Here is a 14,482-nt window from a genome sequence, read left to right on the forward strand (position 1 = left end):
GTTCATCTATGTGTAATCATAAGCCCTTCATTCTAATGGAAAAAGGATTCTCTAAAAAGTCTAGTCGTGCATCGACAATTTGTCAATGTAGGTTATACTGTTAGAATAGATAAATGCGCGAAGGAGCGACTGTTATGGAGAAAAACCTTCAATTTCATCTCATTGAACGTTGTGACAAAGAAACGGAAGACGTCATCCAAGCTGAGGAGCCAAGCTTCTTAGACTCTTCAATTTCATATTTAAAGCGGCATCCAAATGAATTCATCTATGTAGAATCTGGTGCATTCGACGCTATTCGGGTCGATGCAATTGCCATGGAATTTGATGAAGTATTTGAAACGAATGTCGCATTGTTCGGATTGAAACTGCAAAAGAAATTTGGAGCGGCGATTCAATCTTATATGGACGATCATTTACATGGTAAGGTTGCGAAATTCAGTATACTGTTTTCAGGGGAAGACGGGTTATGGGACGTCAATTTTGCGTTAGATGCCATGGAAGGATTCACCGAAGAATTGTCATTTAAACAAGTTTATGATTTGATTTATCGCTTCGTCTTCAAATTGGTTGAAGCGATGGAGGAAGCGCAGTAAAGGATGGGAATTGTTTGAGAGATCCGGAATTTATATACACCTATGTACGTCATAAAGATGAACAAGATCTATGCAAGTTGGAAATGCGTGCTTTTTTTGGTTTTGACGCACCTTCCAATGTATTGAAAAGTACAGTTGAAATCAATCCGAGCCGCAGTCCATTCATGAAAGAACGGCTGGATATCCTGTATGAAGACACAAGCCTGGAAGGACTTCAGGAACAGGTAGGACAACTTGAAATAGAGGACAAAACTTTTCGCGTTGTCTGTTTGAATACGACAGAGTTGGACACAACAAAAAAAATCGGCCATGCTGAACGGCGGAAAATAGAGCGGGAAATCGGATTGCGTATCCAAGGTGAACCGGATTTGGATAATCCGGAACTCGTTTTCGGCATTGTTCTGCTCGGTAACACTTGGTATTTTGGACAGTATGTCGAAAGTGAAGCAATCTGGTTTCAGCATCAGCAAAAACCGCATATGTATTCAACGGCGCTCAGTACCCGTGTCGCAAGGGCTGTTGCCAATATTGCGGCCCCACAACCCGAAGGTATTCAAGTCATTGATCCTTGTTGCGGCATCGGTACGGTGTTAGTAGAAGCATTATCGATGGGCATAGACATTGTCGGTCGTGATATCAATCCACTCGTCGTATTAGGTTCACGTAAAAATATCGCTTATTTCGGATTGGAAGGCAATGTGACGATTGGCCCCATTGCAGATGTCGTAGACCATTACGATGTGGCGATCATCGATATGCCTTATAATTTATTTACCCATATTACGCCAGAAGGACAGCTCGATATTTTAAAAGAAGCACGCCGGTTTGCGAAGAAAGTCATCGTCGTGACAATTGACACGATTGATCATTTGGTAGCCGACGCCGGTTTTGGCATTACCGATCGCTGCATTGCCAAAAAAGGGACATTTTCCCGTCAAATTCTTATTTGTGAATAAAAAAAAGACTTCGCTGCCATTCGCGAAGTCTTTTTGTATACAGCTTTCCTTACTCATCCGCCAAGACGACCCGATTTCTTCCTTCTGCTTTTGCTCGATATAACGCTTTGTCCACTCTCTCAAATAAGTGGTCCACCGTTTCTTCCGGGTTATGGTAATAGCCCACACCTAATGAAACTGTAATGATATCATTCGTGGGACAGACAACTGCAGCTACATTTCGACGAAGCCTTTCCGCAACTTTCAATGCTTCCATATGATCCGTTTCAGCCAACAGCATGACGAATTCTTCTCCCCCTAGTCGAACACAAACGTCTTCACTTCGAACAACTTCACGCATTTTTTCAGCGAGGAATACTAATACTTCGTCCCCGACCTGATGGCCATATGTGTCATTGACTTTTTTAAAATGGTCGATATCAATCATGATGAGGGAAAATGGCTTTTTGTGGTGTATCCATTTCGCTATCAGCTCCTCTTGATATCTTCGATTTTTCAACCCAGTGAGGGCATCCGTATAGGAACGTTCTTTATATTCATCTACAGTTTGTTGTTGCCACTCCGCATATTCACGTATCGTTTCGTTCAACTGCTTCGCTTCAAAATACCACGTCGGAATGGCCGTCTGCATATGCTGTCCTTCTCGTAGACTAGCTGAATATAAGGCTAACTTCCGCAGAGGAGACGCTAATCCATTGGTCAAGAGAATCGTTACGAAAAAGAAAAAAATTACGAATGGCAAAGCATACAACAACATTCGGGAAACAACATCTGCCGCCGATTTGACGCTCACTGCAATTGGCGTTTGTGACACGACTCCCCACTTGCTCGCTTTAATAAAAGTATAGCCGGCAAGATATTCCTGACCATCCGAATTGAGCACATTTTGCGCCCCACTTTCATGTCTCATGATTTTCTGTGCAACATCATTTTCCGCGACATGTGTACCAATCTTCTCAGCATTAGGATGGTAAATCACCATCCCATTTCGATCGACCACCCAAACATACGAATCGTCCGGCGCATAATGATCGCCAAGGATGTCACGAATCGTATTCTCTTCTTGCAAATAAATCGTTCCGCTTAAAAAACCGAGATACTCATTTTTATCATTCCATAAAGGTGTAGAAATCAAAACGAGCAATCTGCCAGTTTGTGCTTGGTAAGGGGCTGAAATGAGATTTTTTCTCTCATAGAGCGCTTCTTTCGGTCCAGGCGTCTCTAATTTACTTCCCACGATTCCCACTTCAGGCGAGGTGGCCAGTACCACTCCATCTCTATTGACAACTGAGAGTGAGTTGAAATTTTTGTTGCTGCTGAGTAACACATCCAGTTCTTCAGTTAATTTCGTAGCGTCGTCTATATCAGCACTTACTTCAAAGGCTTTCACTTGTAACTGACTTTGCATCCCCTCAAAGACCTCTTCTGTCAATTGTGCCAATTTTGCGGAATACACATTGTTCATCTTTAATGTATTATTAACAACATTTTCTTTTTCCACAAAATAGCCGGCGATTGATGTGATGCCCAGGATGCCAATCATAGTGAAGGTCAGAAGAAGCATAATCCAGAATCGTAATGTCCTTATCACATAAATTACCTCTTTTATTGAATGATTATGTTATATTGATGATTGAATGGAAAAGTGGTGATCATATTCCCATAATAACAACTATCACCAAAAGTTGCTGACGTCTATTCCTATATTTAATTTCTATCTTTAACAGCACTCCGAAAAAAAGTCTCCCACTTCAAGCGTGCGCAGGGCGTAGCCCAACGATAAGTGGGAGATGAATTTCGGTTGGCGTTAACCAAGACTCCTTTGTTCGTATTGCCAATTATTGTTATGACAAGTACGCTTCAATACGTTTAGTCCAACTTGTTTATAGTTTTTAGTTGGAATCGTGATGTAGTCGCCGTCAATGGACTTTACATAAGCACCACTTGCTCCTGTGAATCCTGTAATGTAGCCCACTTGTCCAAACAATTGCACTCTATCATTCAAATAAAATCCTTTGAGTTTCTTCACATTTTTGACGTTGCGCTTACTTGTTGTGTTTTTGGTTTTCCGACCTTTTCTTGCTGTTGCTTCATGTAGAGAACGCTTTTTTTTGCGAAACTGTTTGATATTGAACATCGTGTTCACATTCTGTTTTATGGAAGCAATGCCGCTAATCGCAATCGCATCATTCGCATGACTCTTTTCTAACCCTAACTCTTTTCGTTTAGGTGTCGTGATAGAGCCATAGGAAATGTTTGCTTCTGGATATTTCGCAAAGACTCGTCTACGAAATATATTCATAAATGGTCCTTCTTTGTAGCTTGGCAATCTTTTCCCATCCATCATCCAATTCCAAAGAACCTTACCTTTTTGGTGGTTTTCATCGGTATGACAATCTGTACAAACCGCTATCAGATTATCGGCACGATCCGTTCCTCCATGTGAACGATAGACAAGATGATGTGTATTCAAGATCTTGTTTTTCTTTTTACATACTTGGCATGTGTACTGGTCTCTTGCGAAAACAAAATACCGAACATCATGATAGCCATACGCTTGTCCCTGCTGATAGTCGACACCTTGAATGGCTGGATTGATCATTTTATGTGGATTGAATTTACCAACTTCAATCGTCAGTTTAGGATTGGGTACAAGTGAACAAAACTTATCAATCCAAAAAAATGTATTCCCTATCCGACTTTGAATACTTGGGGGCAGCCATCCTTCTGATCGCGTACGGTTTTGAAACCGTGGCTTGCGGTAACGGGTCTTTCGATTCCTTCTTGAACGCCTGTAAGTACGTCTTATATCGAGCAATTGTTTTACGTCTTGGCGTAATTCAATTTCACCTTTGACAAGCACTTTTTCTTCGCTTGTGATGGCCATTCCGACATGTTTCGCACCTAAGTCAATCCCAACGTTGATCTCTTGCTTATAACCGCTACTTCCATAGAACAATTGAATCGTAAACGGTTGATACGAAATAATCTTCGCTTTCTTTTGTTTCAGGAGTAACCGTGCTTTTCTAGGCTTACATGGCATCAATGGTTCTCCGTGCTTATTGATGACGAACACGATCATGGCGTGCTCCATCCTTAGAGTTTGTTACCCTTCGCCAATGTTGGTAAGGCTTTGCAGTTATACTGCCAAATCAGGTTGACCGTTCCTACCCATTCAGAACTATTACAGCGCCTGCACAGAGCCTAGGACTAGGGTATCATCCGAGGGTGTGATAACCAAACCAACGTAGTTCCTAAAGAACTTAGGCTAGACAACTAATGGCTTTTTTCAAGGCCCCACTTCAAACAACTCGGAGAGCGTTAAGTGGTGGGTAGTTGACAGAGTAGCATTCTTTTCTCATTTTGCTAATGTTAAATACATCCATTCACAATTGACAGCTGGATAATAAAAAATACTCAGTTTTATGCTGAGTACTTTTGTTATTGTTTTAGAACAACTGTAGGCATCCATCATCTTTTTTCGGCAAGTACGAGACAGAATGTAGCGATTGGACCTAATAAAAGTGAAAGGAGAAACCAATTCAGTCCACTGCGGTTTTTACCTTGTGCGAGGCCTGCATTGATCAGCGCAAGTGTGCCCCATCCTACGAAATAGCCATTATCCATTTTAAATCACTCCTTCCCCTTATTTCTATTACGTTTCTAAGAGTGGAAAGATTCATTTTTCACCTCTTGATTATGCTACACTTTTAACAAAACTAATGGAGGGATGCCCTTTGAAAAAAACATGGAATCATAAAGGAATTATTGAAATGTTTGAAGCGAACCGCAATGAGGAGCTGGCTGGACCGATGGAAGCCTATATGAAGAACCATTTTCCTTTCCTGGGGATTAAAAGTCCTCTTCGTAAGCAATTATTGAAAGAACTTTTCGCGGAATATGTGTTGCCGGAACCTGATCAGCTGTTTGATGAAGTTTGGAAACTATATGAGTTGCCGGAACGGGAGTATCAATATGCAGGAATTGCGTTGATCGAGAAAATGAGAAAACAACTAACGATGGAGGACTTTCCTGTATTACGCCAATTCATCGAAACGAAATCATGGTGGGATAGCGTCGATTCCATCGCTCCCCACTTTGTCGGTCAACTAGTGAAAATGGATCGGGCATTTGGAAAATCAGTGATGATGGAATGGTCACGCTCGGACAATATGTGGACAAATCGTTCCGCGATTCTTCATCAGTTAAAATTTAAGCACGAAACAGATACCGACCTGCTATTCAACATTATTCAACAACATTCAGCTTCAACCGAATTCTTCATCCAAAAAGCGATTGGCTGGGCGTTGAGGGAGTATGCGAAAACTAACCCCGAGATTGTGAAAGCATTTGTGGAAGAACATCCCTTGAAACCGCTAAGTAAGAGGGAAGCGTTGAAGCATTTTGGCTGAAGATAACTTTTAAAGAGCTACGAAAATGAGTGGAATACTATTGTTGGTGTGATTTTTGAAATTTTATGAAATTGGGAAACTGCACCTTCAAACCTATGGGAGGTGCAGTTTTTTCCTATCCGCTATTCTTTCAAAGCTTTTCCTGGAGTTCCTTATAATTGGTGACCTTCATCCGCAATATTCGTATTACTTTCGATGATAGTCATTATCTTTTCGGGCGATATGCCAGTAAGTTCTGCGATAACAGGCACAGGCGTTGGTTTCCGATATATACTGATAACAATGTCTGCTATTCCTTGTTCTATCCCTTTTGCCATTCCCTCCATCCTTGCTTCATATTCCCGTTGCATTTGATCTTTCAATTGAATTTCTCTTGAAATGGCTAGGGCACGTGTTTTAGGATCCTGGCTTAGACGCTGAATTTCCTCAAATGCTTCTTTCATGATCGGACTTTCCATTGCCAACTCCTCCTTTGTTTGCTTATCGCTCTTCAAAAACAACAGCCATTTTTCAAGGGCATTCATGTCATGCAATTGATATTTCCGGAATTTCGGAAGTTCTAAAACGTGGATTTCTAAATGATCCGAAAAAACAGTTCCATCTTCCGGATCAATTAACTGGAACATACTATGGAAATGCTTTTTGGACAACATTTTAAAATTGGTAATTACAATTTGAATAGCTTTTTTTAGAAGTATATAATCCTTACCGACTTCATCCTGGCTGGCATACATTTTGGCCCAATACATTAGCATCCGTTCCGGAAATGCTTGGTGTCCCCTTAACTGGATTTCCACGTTAATCTGTTTACCTTGATCTGTGACTACCCGGATGTCCATCACTGACAATTTGTCGTTTGCATGGGTTAACTCAAGATTCGGATCCGTCAGTTCTACCGACAATATTGTCCCACCCAAGATTGCATTCAAGAAATCGAGTAACAGCTTGTTATTACGCCTGTCACCAAAAAATGTTTTAAAAACGACATCATTCCGGAGATCCAACAAGTCAACTTCATACACTTCATTGTTTTCGCGTAACAGAGAAACCATGTGTTCACTCCCATTCCTTTTACCCTAATTATAAAACGAACGTTCGCTCCCATCAAGATTCATGTCTGATTTTTCAATTTATAAGTATGTAGTCCTCAAAAGAATGCAAACACAAAATTGAAATGTGTTTGATCACTTGTTGGAGGCTTCGAGCGCAACTCTCTAGGTTTGATCACTTCGACAGCGGCTTTGAGCGCGTCGAACTTTGTTTGATCACTCGGTAGCCACTTTGAGCGCGCAACACCATATTTGATCATTCTACAATCGATCATAGCCTACCTACACATTCTCACTAAAAAAGAGCCTGTACGCTTTATATCGATTTGCGTGCAGACCCTGTTTGTTCTCTTTTTAGCTATTGATGGAATTTGCCGTACTGTCATCTTTCATGTTTTCATAATTTTGTTCGCCTACGCGTCTTTTCACTTCAGCTTCTGATATGCGAGGGGTAATTGCATCTGTGGAAAGAGTAATTTCCTCCGCAATTTCAACGTTTTCTAATCGGGCATTTTTGGCGTCGATTTCCCTGCCGTACTTTTCCGCTTCTTCCCTTGTCATTCGTGCGTCTTCAGGTTTATTGAACATGCTACAAGTTCTCCCCTTTCCGAATAAAGCCTTTTCCTATCGTATATCCTTTTAGAGTGTGAGTTAAACTTCATGGGTATGCTTTCCATAATTTGTGAAGGGAGGATATTGTGAGTTCCTTTCGTTGGATTTTTATGGCTCTATTATTATTTTCCACCCTACTATCTGCATGTTCTCCACAAGAACCTATGTCAGAAACGCCTCGTCTGGAACATTCCGTAACAGCATTTTTCGAAGAGCTAGACGCGGAGAATATGTTCACTTCGATTGAAGAGTTAACGAAAGAACCACGCCTGACCGGGACAGAATCTGAAAAACAGGCAGCTTCTTTTTTGGCCGATCAATTGGAGAGCTATGGTTATACCGTTAATGTCCAATCATTTGAATTTGAAAAATATCGAGCCCCTACTTCTTTACGCTTAATGGTCGATGGATTTAACGGGACGCTTTCTCCTGCCGCCTTTCAGTTTTCAGTTTCCGGACAGGTGACGGGAGAAATCGTGGAAGCAGGCTTCGGATTGGAATCGGACTACAATGACATTGACGTTGCTGGAAAGATCGCGATCGTCGCTGCCGAGCGCACTTCCTTTCATGAGCTCGTACGAAATGCGGGGCATGCGGGAGCCGCCGCTATCATCATCTATTTCCCAAAAGGCTATCCAATCAATCGCTGGTCACTTGGGAAGCATGATAATGCATTCATCCCCGCCCTTGCTTTATCGTATAACGAAGGGAGGGCAGTGCTGGATCATATGAAAACCGATGTCCCCATCAAAGGGACGGTAACTATTGAAGGTTCGCGAATTGACAAAGCCGAGTCACAAAACTTGATCGCTTTGAAACAACCTGATTTCAAAACAGCCAAATCCAAAGAGATCATTACAATTGGTGCCCATTACGATTCCGTCCAACAAGCGCCTGGCGCGAGTGATAATGCCAGTGGAACAGCAGTCGTCCTTGAGCTTGCACGCGCATTGAGAGATGTCCCGACACATAAGGAAATCCGTTTTCTATTCTTTGGAGCGGAAGAGGTCGGACTTTTAGGATCCGAATACTATGTCAGCACGTTGTCCAAAAAGGATAGCAAACATTCGGTCGCCATGTTCAATCTCGATATGGTCGGCAGTTCGGATGCTGGAAAATTGGCGATTCAGACCGTTGATGGAACGGCTAATACTGTCACAAAAGCCGCCAGTAAAGCGTATGAAGAGTTGCATGGTCATTCAGTTTCAATCGATACCGGAGCCAGAAGTGACCATACACCTTTTCAGAAGGCAGGAATCGATGCCGCCCTTTTCATTTATTATCCTCTGGAAGAATGGTATCATTCCCCTGACGATACCATTGATAAAATCAGTAAGGAAAAACTGCTGAACGTAGCAAAAATTGTTGGAAAATCGGCTTTGGAGCTGACTGCATCTCACAATACGGACTACTGAGTTCTATGTTGGACGGGACCGACATAATAGAGTATATAAAGGGGGCGGCTGAATGACGACAATTCTTATCGACGCGGATGCATGTCCAGTCGTGAATGAAACAATTCGAATCGCAGAGAACTTCGGATTCCGCTGTATGCTGATCTGCGATACTGCACATGAAATGCACCGGGATGGCGCGGAAACGATCATCGTTTCCAAAGGGGCGGATGCCGTCGATTTCGTTCTTGTCAATCGGGTGCAGAAAGATGATATTGTCGTTACACAAGATTACGGTTTGGCAGCGATGGTCCTTGCAAAACAAGGGCATCCCATCGATCAAAACGGTAGGCTCTATACATCGGAGAATATTGACCAACTGCTGTTTGCACGCCATACCGCTCAAAAAGTACGAATGGCCGGCGGAAGATTGCGCGGGCCTAAAAAACGATCGAAGGAAAGCAATATCAAATTTGAAGAAAGTTTAAAAAAGTTATGTGCAAGCCTTAAAAATAAGTAAATGAAAAGCCTGTCAGCATATCGACAGGCTTTCTTTATCTTCATTCAGCGGGAGTCTTCCGCTGAATGAAGATAAAGAAGGCAGTCTAAGTGCGCGACGTCTTAAATGAAAAGTGCCTTAATTTCTGCACAGATCGTAGAAATTAAGGCAAATCGAACCCTTCGCCGTTCGATTCGCAATTACGCCAAGGCGTAATTGATTTAAGAGGCATCTTTTGTACAAGACCTGCGTAAGTTAGCTTAAGTCAATTATTATCCAATACGTTTCCAGTCAATTTATCATTCGCACAGGAGGTATTCTATGCCCAAAATCCTTTCTGTCAGTACATTCAAACCGCCTTATGAAGTGAAACAGGAACAGGCTGTCGAGTTGACACGATCGTTGTTCAGCGAAAAATTTCAAGATATCGAACGGCTACTGAAAGTCTTTCAAAATGGAGAGATCGAAACTCGGAATGTCTGCATGCCCCTTGATTGGTACGGGAAGGCGCATACCTTTGAAGAACGCAACCAATTATATATCGACCATGCAGTCGACTTTGGGATCCAAGCTGTGCTAACTTGCCTGCAAGGTGATGGAATGCTGGAAGCACCGATTGATCCGTCCATGATCGACGCAATCTTTTTCATCTCCAGCAGCGGGATTTCAACGCCGAGTATTGATGCACGCATTATGAACCGGATCCCCTTCCGCGATGATACGAAGCGAATTCCGATTTGGGGTCTCGGTTGTGCGGGAGGAGCTGCCGGGATCAGTAGAGCGTCAGAGTATTGTCGCGCTTTTCCGGAAGCGAATGTCCTTGTTCTTTCCGTGGAATTATGTAGCTTGACGTTCCAAAAAGATGATTATTCGAAAAGTAATCTCGTCGGTGTATCACTGTTTTCGGACGGCGTGGCCTGTGCGTTAGTCGCCGGCAATGCGTCTACGGTAAAGTCGAAAATAACTGCTCCTGCGATTATTGCAACGACTTCGAAACTGATGCCGGAGTCGGAAGATGTTATGGGGTGGGATGTGAAAAACAATGGTTTATACGTTGTCTTTTCCAAGAGCATTCCTGCCATTATTACGAATTGGCTCGGTCCATTCGTCCATGAATTTATCGGGAAATATGGACTACTGAAAAATGACCTGACTCATTTTGTTGCACATCCCGGCGGTAAAAAAGTGCTGGGCGCCTATGAAAAGGCTCTTGGATTTGATCCAACCAAAACGGAAATTTCCCGCGACATATTGCGTGAAAATGGGAATATGTCATCTCCGACTGTTCTCTATGTCCTTGAGAAATTCATGAGAAACAAGCCTGTTGCCGGTGATTACGGACTGATGGCTGCCCTTGGACCGGGATTTTGCGGGGAATTACTGTTATTGAGATGGGAATGAGAGGTGCTGTAAATGTTATTTCTCTTTATCATTTCATTCATTATTGTGCAACGTCTCGTTGAACTCTTGATTGCGAGAGACAATGAAAGATGGATGCGTAGCCAAGGGGCTTATGAAGTAGGGGCTGGCCATTATCCGTGGATGGTGGCGATGCATAGTACCTTTTTCTTTTCACTTATTTTGGAAGTCATGTTGTTTAATCGTCCCCTCTCTTCGATTTGGCCGCTTTTCCTTGGGCTGTTTGTTGTTGCACAAGTGCTGCGCATTTGGTGTCTCGCTTCACTCGGAAAGTTTTGGAATACGAAGATCATCATCCTGCCAGGTGCAGATGTCGTGCGGAAAGGTCCCTATAAATGGATCCGTCATCCGAATTACTTGATCGTGACCACTGAGTTGCTTGTTTTGCCGTTGTTCTTCAGTGCTTATTGGACAGCAATCGTTTTTGGGCTTTTAAATGCTTGGATGTTGTCCGTTCGCATTCCCGCTGAGGAAAAAGCATTGAGGGAAGCGACAAATTATGAGGCAAAGTTTTCATTAAAATAATGAAAAAGGAGCTTTCCGCCAAGCCGACTTGACGAAGAAGCTCCTTTTTTCATTTATCCCGCATTAACGCTCTTCAATTGGAACATAGCTCCGTAACTGAGATCCGACATACTCAGCTCTCGGGCGAATTAAGCGATTATTCGAGTATTGTTCAAGTATATGTGCTGTCCAACCCGAAGTCCTACTGACGGCAAAAATGGGCGTAAATAGATCTCTCGCAATTCCAAGACTGTCGTAAGTCGAGGCTGAATAAAAATCCACATTCGGAAGAAGCCCTTTTTCTTTCGTAATAATTTCGTCTATCTTCACGGAAATTTCATACATTTTTTTCTTCCCTTTGAGCGTAGTCAAACTTTTTGACATGCTCTTTAAAAATTTAGCACGTGGATCTCCTGTCTTATAGACACGATGCCCGAATCCCATGATTTTTTTCTTACTACGAAAAGCCTCGGATAGATAAGCTTCAACATTTTCTACTTCTCCGATCTCCTCCAACATTTCCATCACCGCTTCGTTCGCACCACCATGCAGAGGTCCACTTAATGTACCAATCGCAGATACAATACCTGCATACATATTAGCGAGTGTCCCTACTGTTACGCGCGAAGCAAATGTTGATGCATTTAGTTCATGATCCGCATGAAGAATCAGTGCTGTATCGATCGATTTACTAGCGATTTCATCTGGAACTTCGCCCGTTAACATATATAAAAAGTTCTCCGCAAAAGTAAACTCGGCTTTAGGAGATAGGATCTCCTTTCCTTCCCTTACACGTTGAATCGCAGCTACTACTGTCGAAATCTTTGCTTGTATATTTAATGCCTTGCGAAGATTCGCTTCGGGGGACATATCATATGCATCCGGATCATACATCTCAAGTGCTGAAACGACCGTTCTCAGTATGGCCATCGGATGAGTCTCTTTCGGGAATGACTTCATCAGAGAAATAATTTCAGTAGGCAAGACCCCTTGAATAGCAAGATCCTCCTTTAACTTAGCGAGTTCCTCAGCCGTAGGTAATTCATCATTCCATAACAAATAGAGGACCTCTTCGAAGCTAGCATACATCGCTAACTCATCAATGTTAATTCCCCTATACGTAAGTACCCCGTCAATAATGGAGCTAATCCCGGACTGTGTGGCTACGACCCCTTCTAACCCTGCTGTTGTCATAGTAAATCCTCCTTTTCTATTCTTATTACTTTGCAATTTGGGAACTTCGAATCGAAGTTGAAACCGCTATCATATTTTAGAAATTTCCAACAAGTTGTTAATCCTTAGTTTACATCACAATCACCTATGTGTAAAATGAATAATAGGAATACAAACTATGCCAATCAAGAATAAATTAATCTTCCCCAATGACTTAAAAAAGAGCTTCCTCGTCAAGTTAAATTGACGAAGAAGCTCTTTTTTCATTTACTCTCAGTATTCCCTGTCCGATACGTCAATGTTTTTCCCGTAAAGCCAAACAACACGGTTAAAATCGGTGACAATAAACAAAAGAATGCGAACGGTAAATAATCAAGGGTTGCGACCCCTAACACACTTGTGATGAAAATCCCGCAGACGCTCCAAGGAACTAAAGGATTGACGACCGTTCCAGCATCCTCCATCACCCGGCTCAAGTTTTTACCTGCCAGCCCCACTTTTTCATATTGGGATTGGAACGCTTGCCCTGTCAATAAAATCGATAAGTATTGCTCCCCGATTAACACATTGATGCCGATTGCGGTTAACGCGGAAGCCGCGATCACGGAAGACACTTTCTTTAACAAACTTTCGATTTTGGCCAATAAACATTGAACAATCCCAAGCGTGAATAATAAGCCACCCATACTCAATGCCAATAACACTAAACCGATCGTGAAAAACATGCTTTGCATGCCGCCACCGGAGATGAGTGTGTCAACGTCTTCAATCCCTGTCGTTGAAGTATACCCATTAAATAAGATACCCATCACTTGTGAAGCCGTAAAGCTTTGATGGAAAAATGAAATGAGGACCGCGCTGATGGAACTTAAAGCTAATGTCATAAGCGCAGGCACTTTCAATATCGTCAAAACGAATAGGACAAGGAGCGGGATGACGGTATACCAATGGATCATCCCAGTTTCCAACAGCCCAGTTTGGAAAAATGTAATTTGCTCAACTTCGCCCTGGGATACGTTCGGAGATAAGAAACCGAAAATGAGCAACGATATGGCGAATGCAGGATAGGTTGTCCAGCCCATATTGCGAATATGTTCAAATAAATCAACTCCGACGATGGAAGACGCCAGATTGGTCGTATCTGACAAAGGCGACATTTTGTCACCAAAAAAAGCACCTGAGACAATCGCTCCAGCCGTGATGGCCATCGAGACATCCAAGACCGTTGCCATCCCGATAAAAGCGACACCGACTGTCGCAACCGTCGTCAGTGAACTGCCGATCGAGATGCCGACAATTGCAGTGATCACAAAAACGATCGCGAAGAAAAACTGCGGTGTAACTAGCTGAAAACCTGCATAAATCAACGTCGGAATTGTCCCGCCCATCATCCAACTGCTGATTAGCATCCCGATAAAGAAAAACAGGAAAACCGCACTCATGCCGGCGCCTGCCCCTTCTACTAACCCGCGTTCAAGCTTACGGTACGGAACTTTTTTCAATAAACCATAGCCAAATAATAATAATATAGACCCTAAAATCGGCAAATGTGGAACCGCACCCAATTGAGTGATACTTATACTAATCGCCGCGATAATCGCCACAATCAACGCAAGCGACTCGATAAAGGTAGGCGAAACGACTGCTTTTATGCGAAACATGCTGAAATCCTCCTTGATGATTGAATACCCCAAAAAACTTTTGTCACGCAAAAAAACTCCATCCATCCCTTGGAAAGGGACGAAGGAGTTCTCCGCGTTACCACCCTACTTGATGAGCCGGCTTTAGCCGACCATCCACTTCATATCTAAACGAGAAAAACGGATGGCGTACTTCACTGTGATTGCTGCCTGAACTTTCACCTGCCATCC

At 42.7% G+C, this 14,482-nt stretch carries 14 protein-coding genes; 7 read left to right on the forward strand and 7 right to left on the reverse strand.

What is annotated here, in order from left to right; all coding sequences use genetic code 11:
* The first annotated feature begins 134 nt into the window (after window positions 1-134).
* Together MHZ95_RS11545 and MHZ95_RS11550 are read left to right on the forward strand one after the other, a co-directional pair.
* Window positions 135-593, forward strand: coding sequence for a hypothetical protein (locus tag MHZ95_RS11545; protein WP_239390781.1), 459 nt, complete (start codon window positions 135-137; stop codon window positions 591-593).
* Window positions 594-607: 14 nt separating this feature from the next.
* Window positions 608-1,549 carry a TRM11 family SAM-dependent methyltransferase gene (locus tag MHZ95_RS11550; RefSeq protein ID WP_239390782.1) on the forward strand — a complete coding sequence of 314 codons (942 nt, stop codon included), beginning with the start codon at window positions 608-610 and terminating at the stop codon, window positions 1,547-1,549.
* Window positions 1,550-1,598: 49 nt separating this feature from the next.
* Here MHZ95_RS11550 and MHZ95_RS11555 read toward each other — a convergent pair whose 3' ends face one another.
* From MHZ95_RS11555 to MHZ95_RS11565, 3 genes are all read right to left on the reverse strand, one after another.
* The gene (locus tag MHZ95_RS11555; protein ID WP_239390783.1) at window positions 1,599-3,140 is read right to left on the reverse strand and encodes a sensor domain-containing diguanylate cyclase; all 1,542 of its coding nucleotides are present in this window, start codon (window positions 3,138-3,140) and stop codon (window positions 1,599-1,601) included.
* A 216-nt stretch (window positions 3,141-3,356) separates the two neighbouring features.
* A complete protein-coding gene (gene iscB / locus MHZ95_RS11560) occupies window positions 3,357-4,631 on the reverse strand; it encodes an RNA-guided endonuclease IscB (RefSeq protein ID WP_239390784.1) in 1,275 nt (424 codons plus the stop codon).
* Between the two features lie 389 nt (window positions 4,632-5,020).
* Window positions 5,021-5,176, reverse strand: coding sequence for a hypothetical protein (locus MHZ95_RS11565; protein WP_239390785.1), 156 nt, complete (start codon window positions 5,174-5,176; stop codon window positions 5,021-5,023).
* Between the two features lie 110 nt (window positions 5,177-5,286).
* On the opposite strand from MHZ95_RS11565, the gene MHZ95_RS11570 reads away from it, so the two are divergent.
* On the forward strand, window positions 5,287-5,961 hold the full coding sequence (locus MHZ95_RS11570) for a DNA alkylation repair protein (protein ID WP_239390786.1): 675 nt from the start codon (window positions 5,287-5,289) through the stop codon (window positions 5,959-5,961).
* A 152-nt stretch (window positions 5,962-6,113) separates the two neighbouring features.
* Here the strand turns inward: MHZ95_RS11570 and MHZ95_RS11575 are convergent, their stop codons facing one another.
* Both MHZ95_RS11575 and MHZ95_RS11580 read right to left on the reverse strand, forming a co-directional pair.
* Window positions 6,114-7,013 carry an Rpn family recombination-promoting nuclease/putative transposase gene (locus MHZ95_RS11575; RefSeq protein ID WP_239390787.1) on the reverse strand — a complete coding sequence of 300 codons (900 nt, stop codon included), beginning with the start codon at window positions 7,011-7,013 and terminating at the stop codon, window positions 6,114-6,116.
* A 351-nt stretch (window positions 7,014-7,364) separates the two neighbouring features.
* On the reverse strand, window positions 7,365-7,598 hold the full coding sequence (locus MHZ95_RS11580; RefSeq protein ID WP_239390788.1) for a hypothetical protein: 234 nt from the start codon (window positions 7,596-7,598) through the stop codon (window positions 7,365-7,367).
* A 110-nt stretch (window positions 7,599-7,708) separates the two neighbouring features.
* Between MHZ95_RS11580 and MHZ95_RS11585 the strand changes: the two genes are divergently transcribed.
* The 4 genes from MHZ95_RS11585 (at window position 7,709) to MHZ95_RS11600 (ending at window position 11,459) form a co-directional block, all read left to right on the forward strand.
* Window positions 7,709-9,037 carry a M28 family metallopeptidase gene (locus MHZ95_RS11585; RefSeq protein ID WP_239390789.1) on the forward strand — a complete coding sequence of 443 codons (1,329 nt, stop codon included), beginning with the start codon at window positions 7,709-7,711 and terminating at the stop codon, window positions 9,035-9,037.
* A gap of 52 nt (window positions 9,038-9,089) precedes the next feature.
* Window positions 9,090-9,536, forward strand: coding sequence for a YaiI/YqxD family protein (locus MHZ95_RS11590; protein ID WP_239390790.1), 447 nt, complete (start codon window positions 9,090-9,092; stop codon window positions 9,534-9,536).
* 300 nt (window positions 9,537-9,836) lie between these two features.
* Window positions 9,837-10,916 (forward strand): type III polyketide synthase, encoded by a 1,080-nt coding sequence (locus tag MHZ95_RS11595; RefSeq protein ID WP_239390791.1) that lies wholly within the window; start codon window positions 9,837-9,839, stop codon window positions 10,914-10,916.
* 12 nt (window positions 10,917-10,928) lie between these two features.
* A complete protein-coding gene (locus tag MHZ95_RS11600) occupies window positions 10,929-11,459 on the forward strand; it encodes an isoprenylcysteine carboxyl methyltransferase family protein (RefSeq protein WP_239390792.1) in 531 nt (176 codons plus the stop codon).
* Window positions 11,460-11,522: 63 nt separating this feature from the next.
* Here the strand turns inward: MHZ95_RS11600 and MHZ95_RS11605 are convergent, their stop codons facing one another.
* Window positions 11,523-12,632 (reverse strand): citrate synthase, encoded by a 1,110-nt coding sequence (locus MHZ95_RS11605; protein ID WP_239390793.1) that lies wholly within the window; start codon window positions 12,630-12,632, stop codon window positions 11,523-11,525.
* A 242-nt stretch (window positions 12,633-12,874) separates the two neighbouring features.
* Complete coding sequence (gene nhaC / locus MHZ95_RS11610) at window positions 12,875-14,272, reverse strand: Na+/H+ antiporter NhaC (RefSeq protein WP_239390794.1); 1,398 nt, start codon at window positions 14,270-14,272, stop codon at window positions 12,875-12,877.
* Between the last annotated feature and the right edge of the window lie 210 nt (window positions 14,273-14,482).

This window comes from Sporosarcina sp. ACRSM, from assembly GCF_022346545.1.
In the GTDB taxonomy this organism is placed as follows: domain Bacteria; phylum Bacillota; class Bacilli; order Bacillales_A; family Planococcaceae; genus Sporosarcina.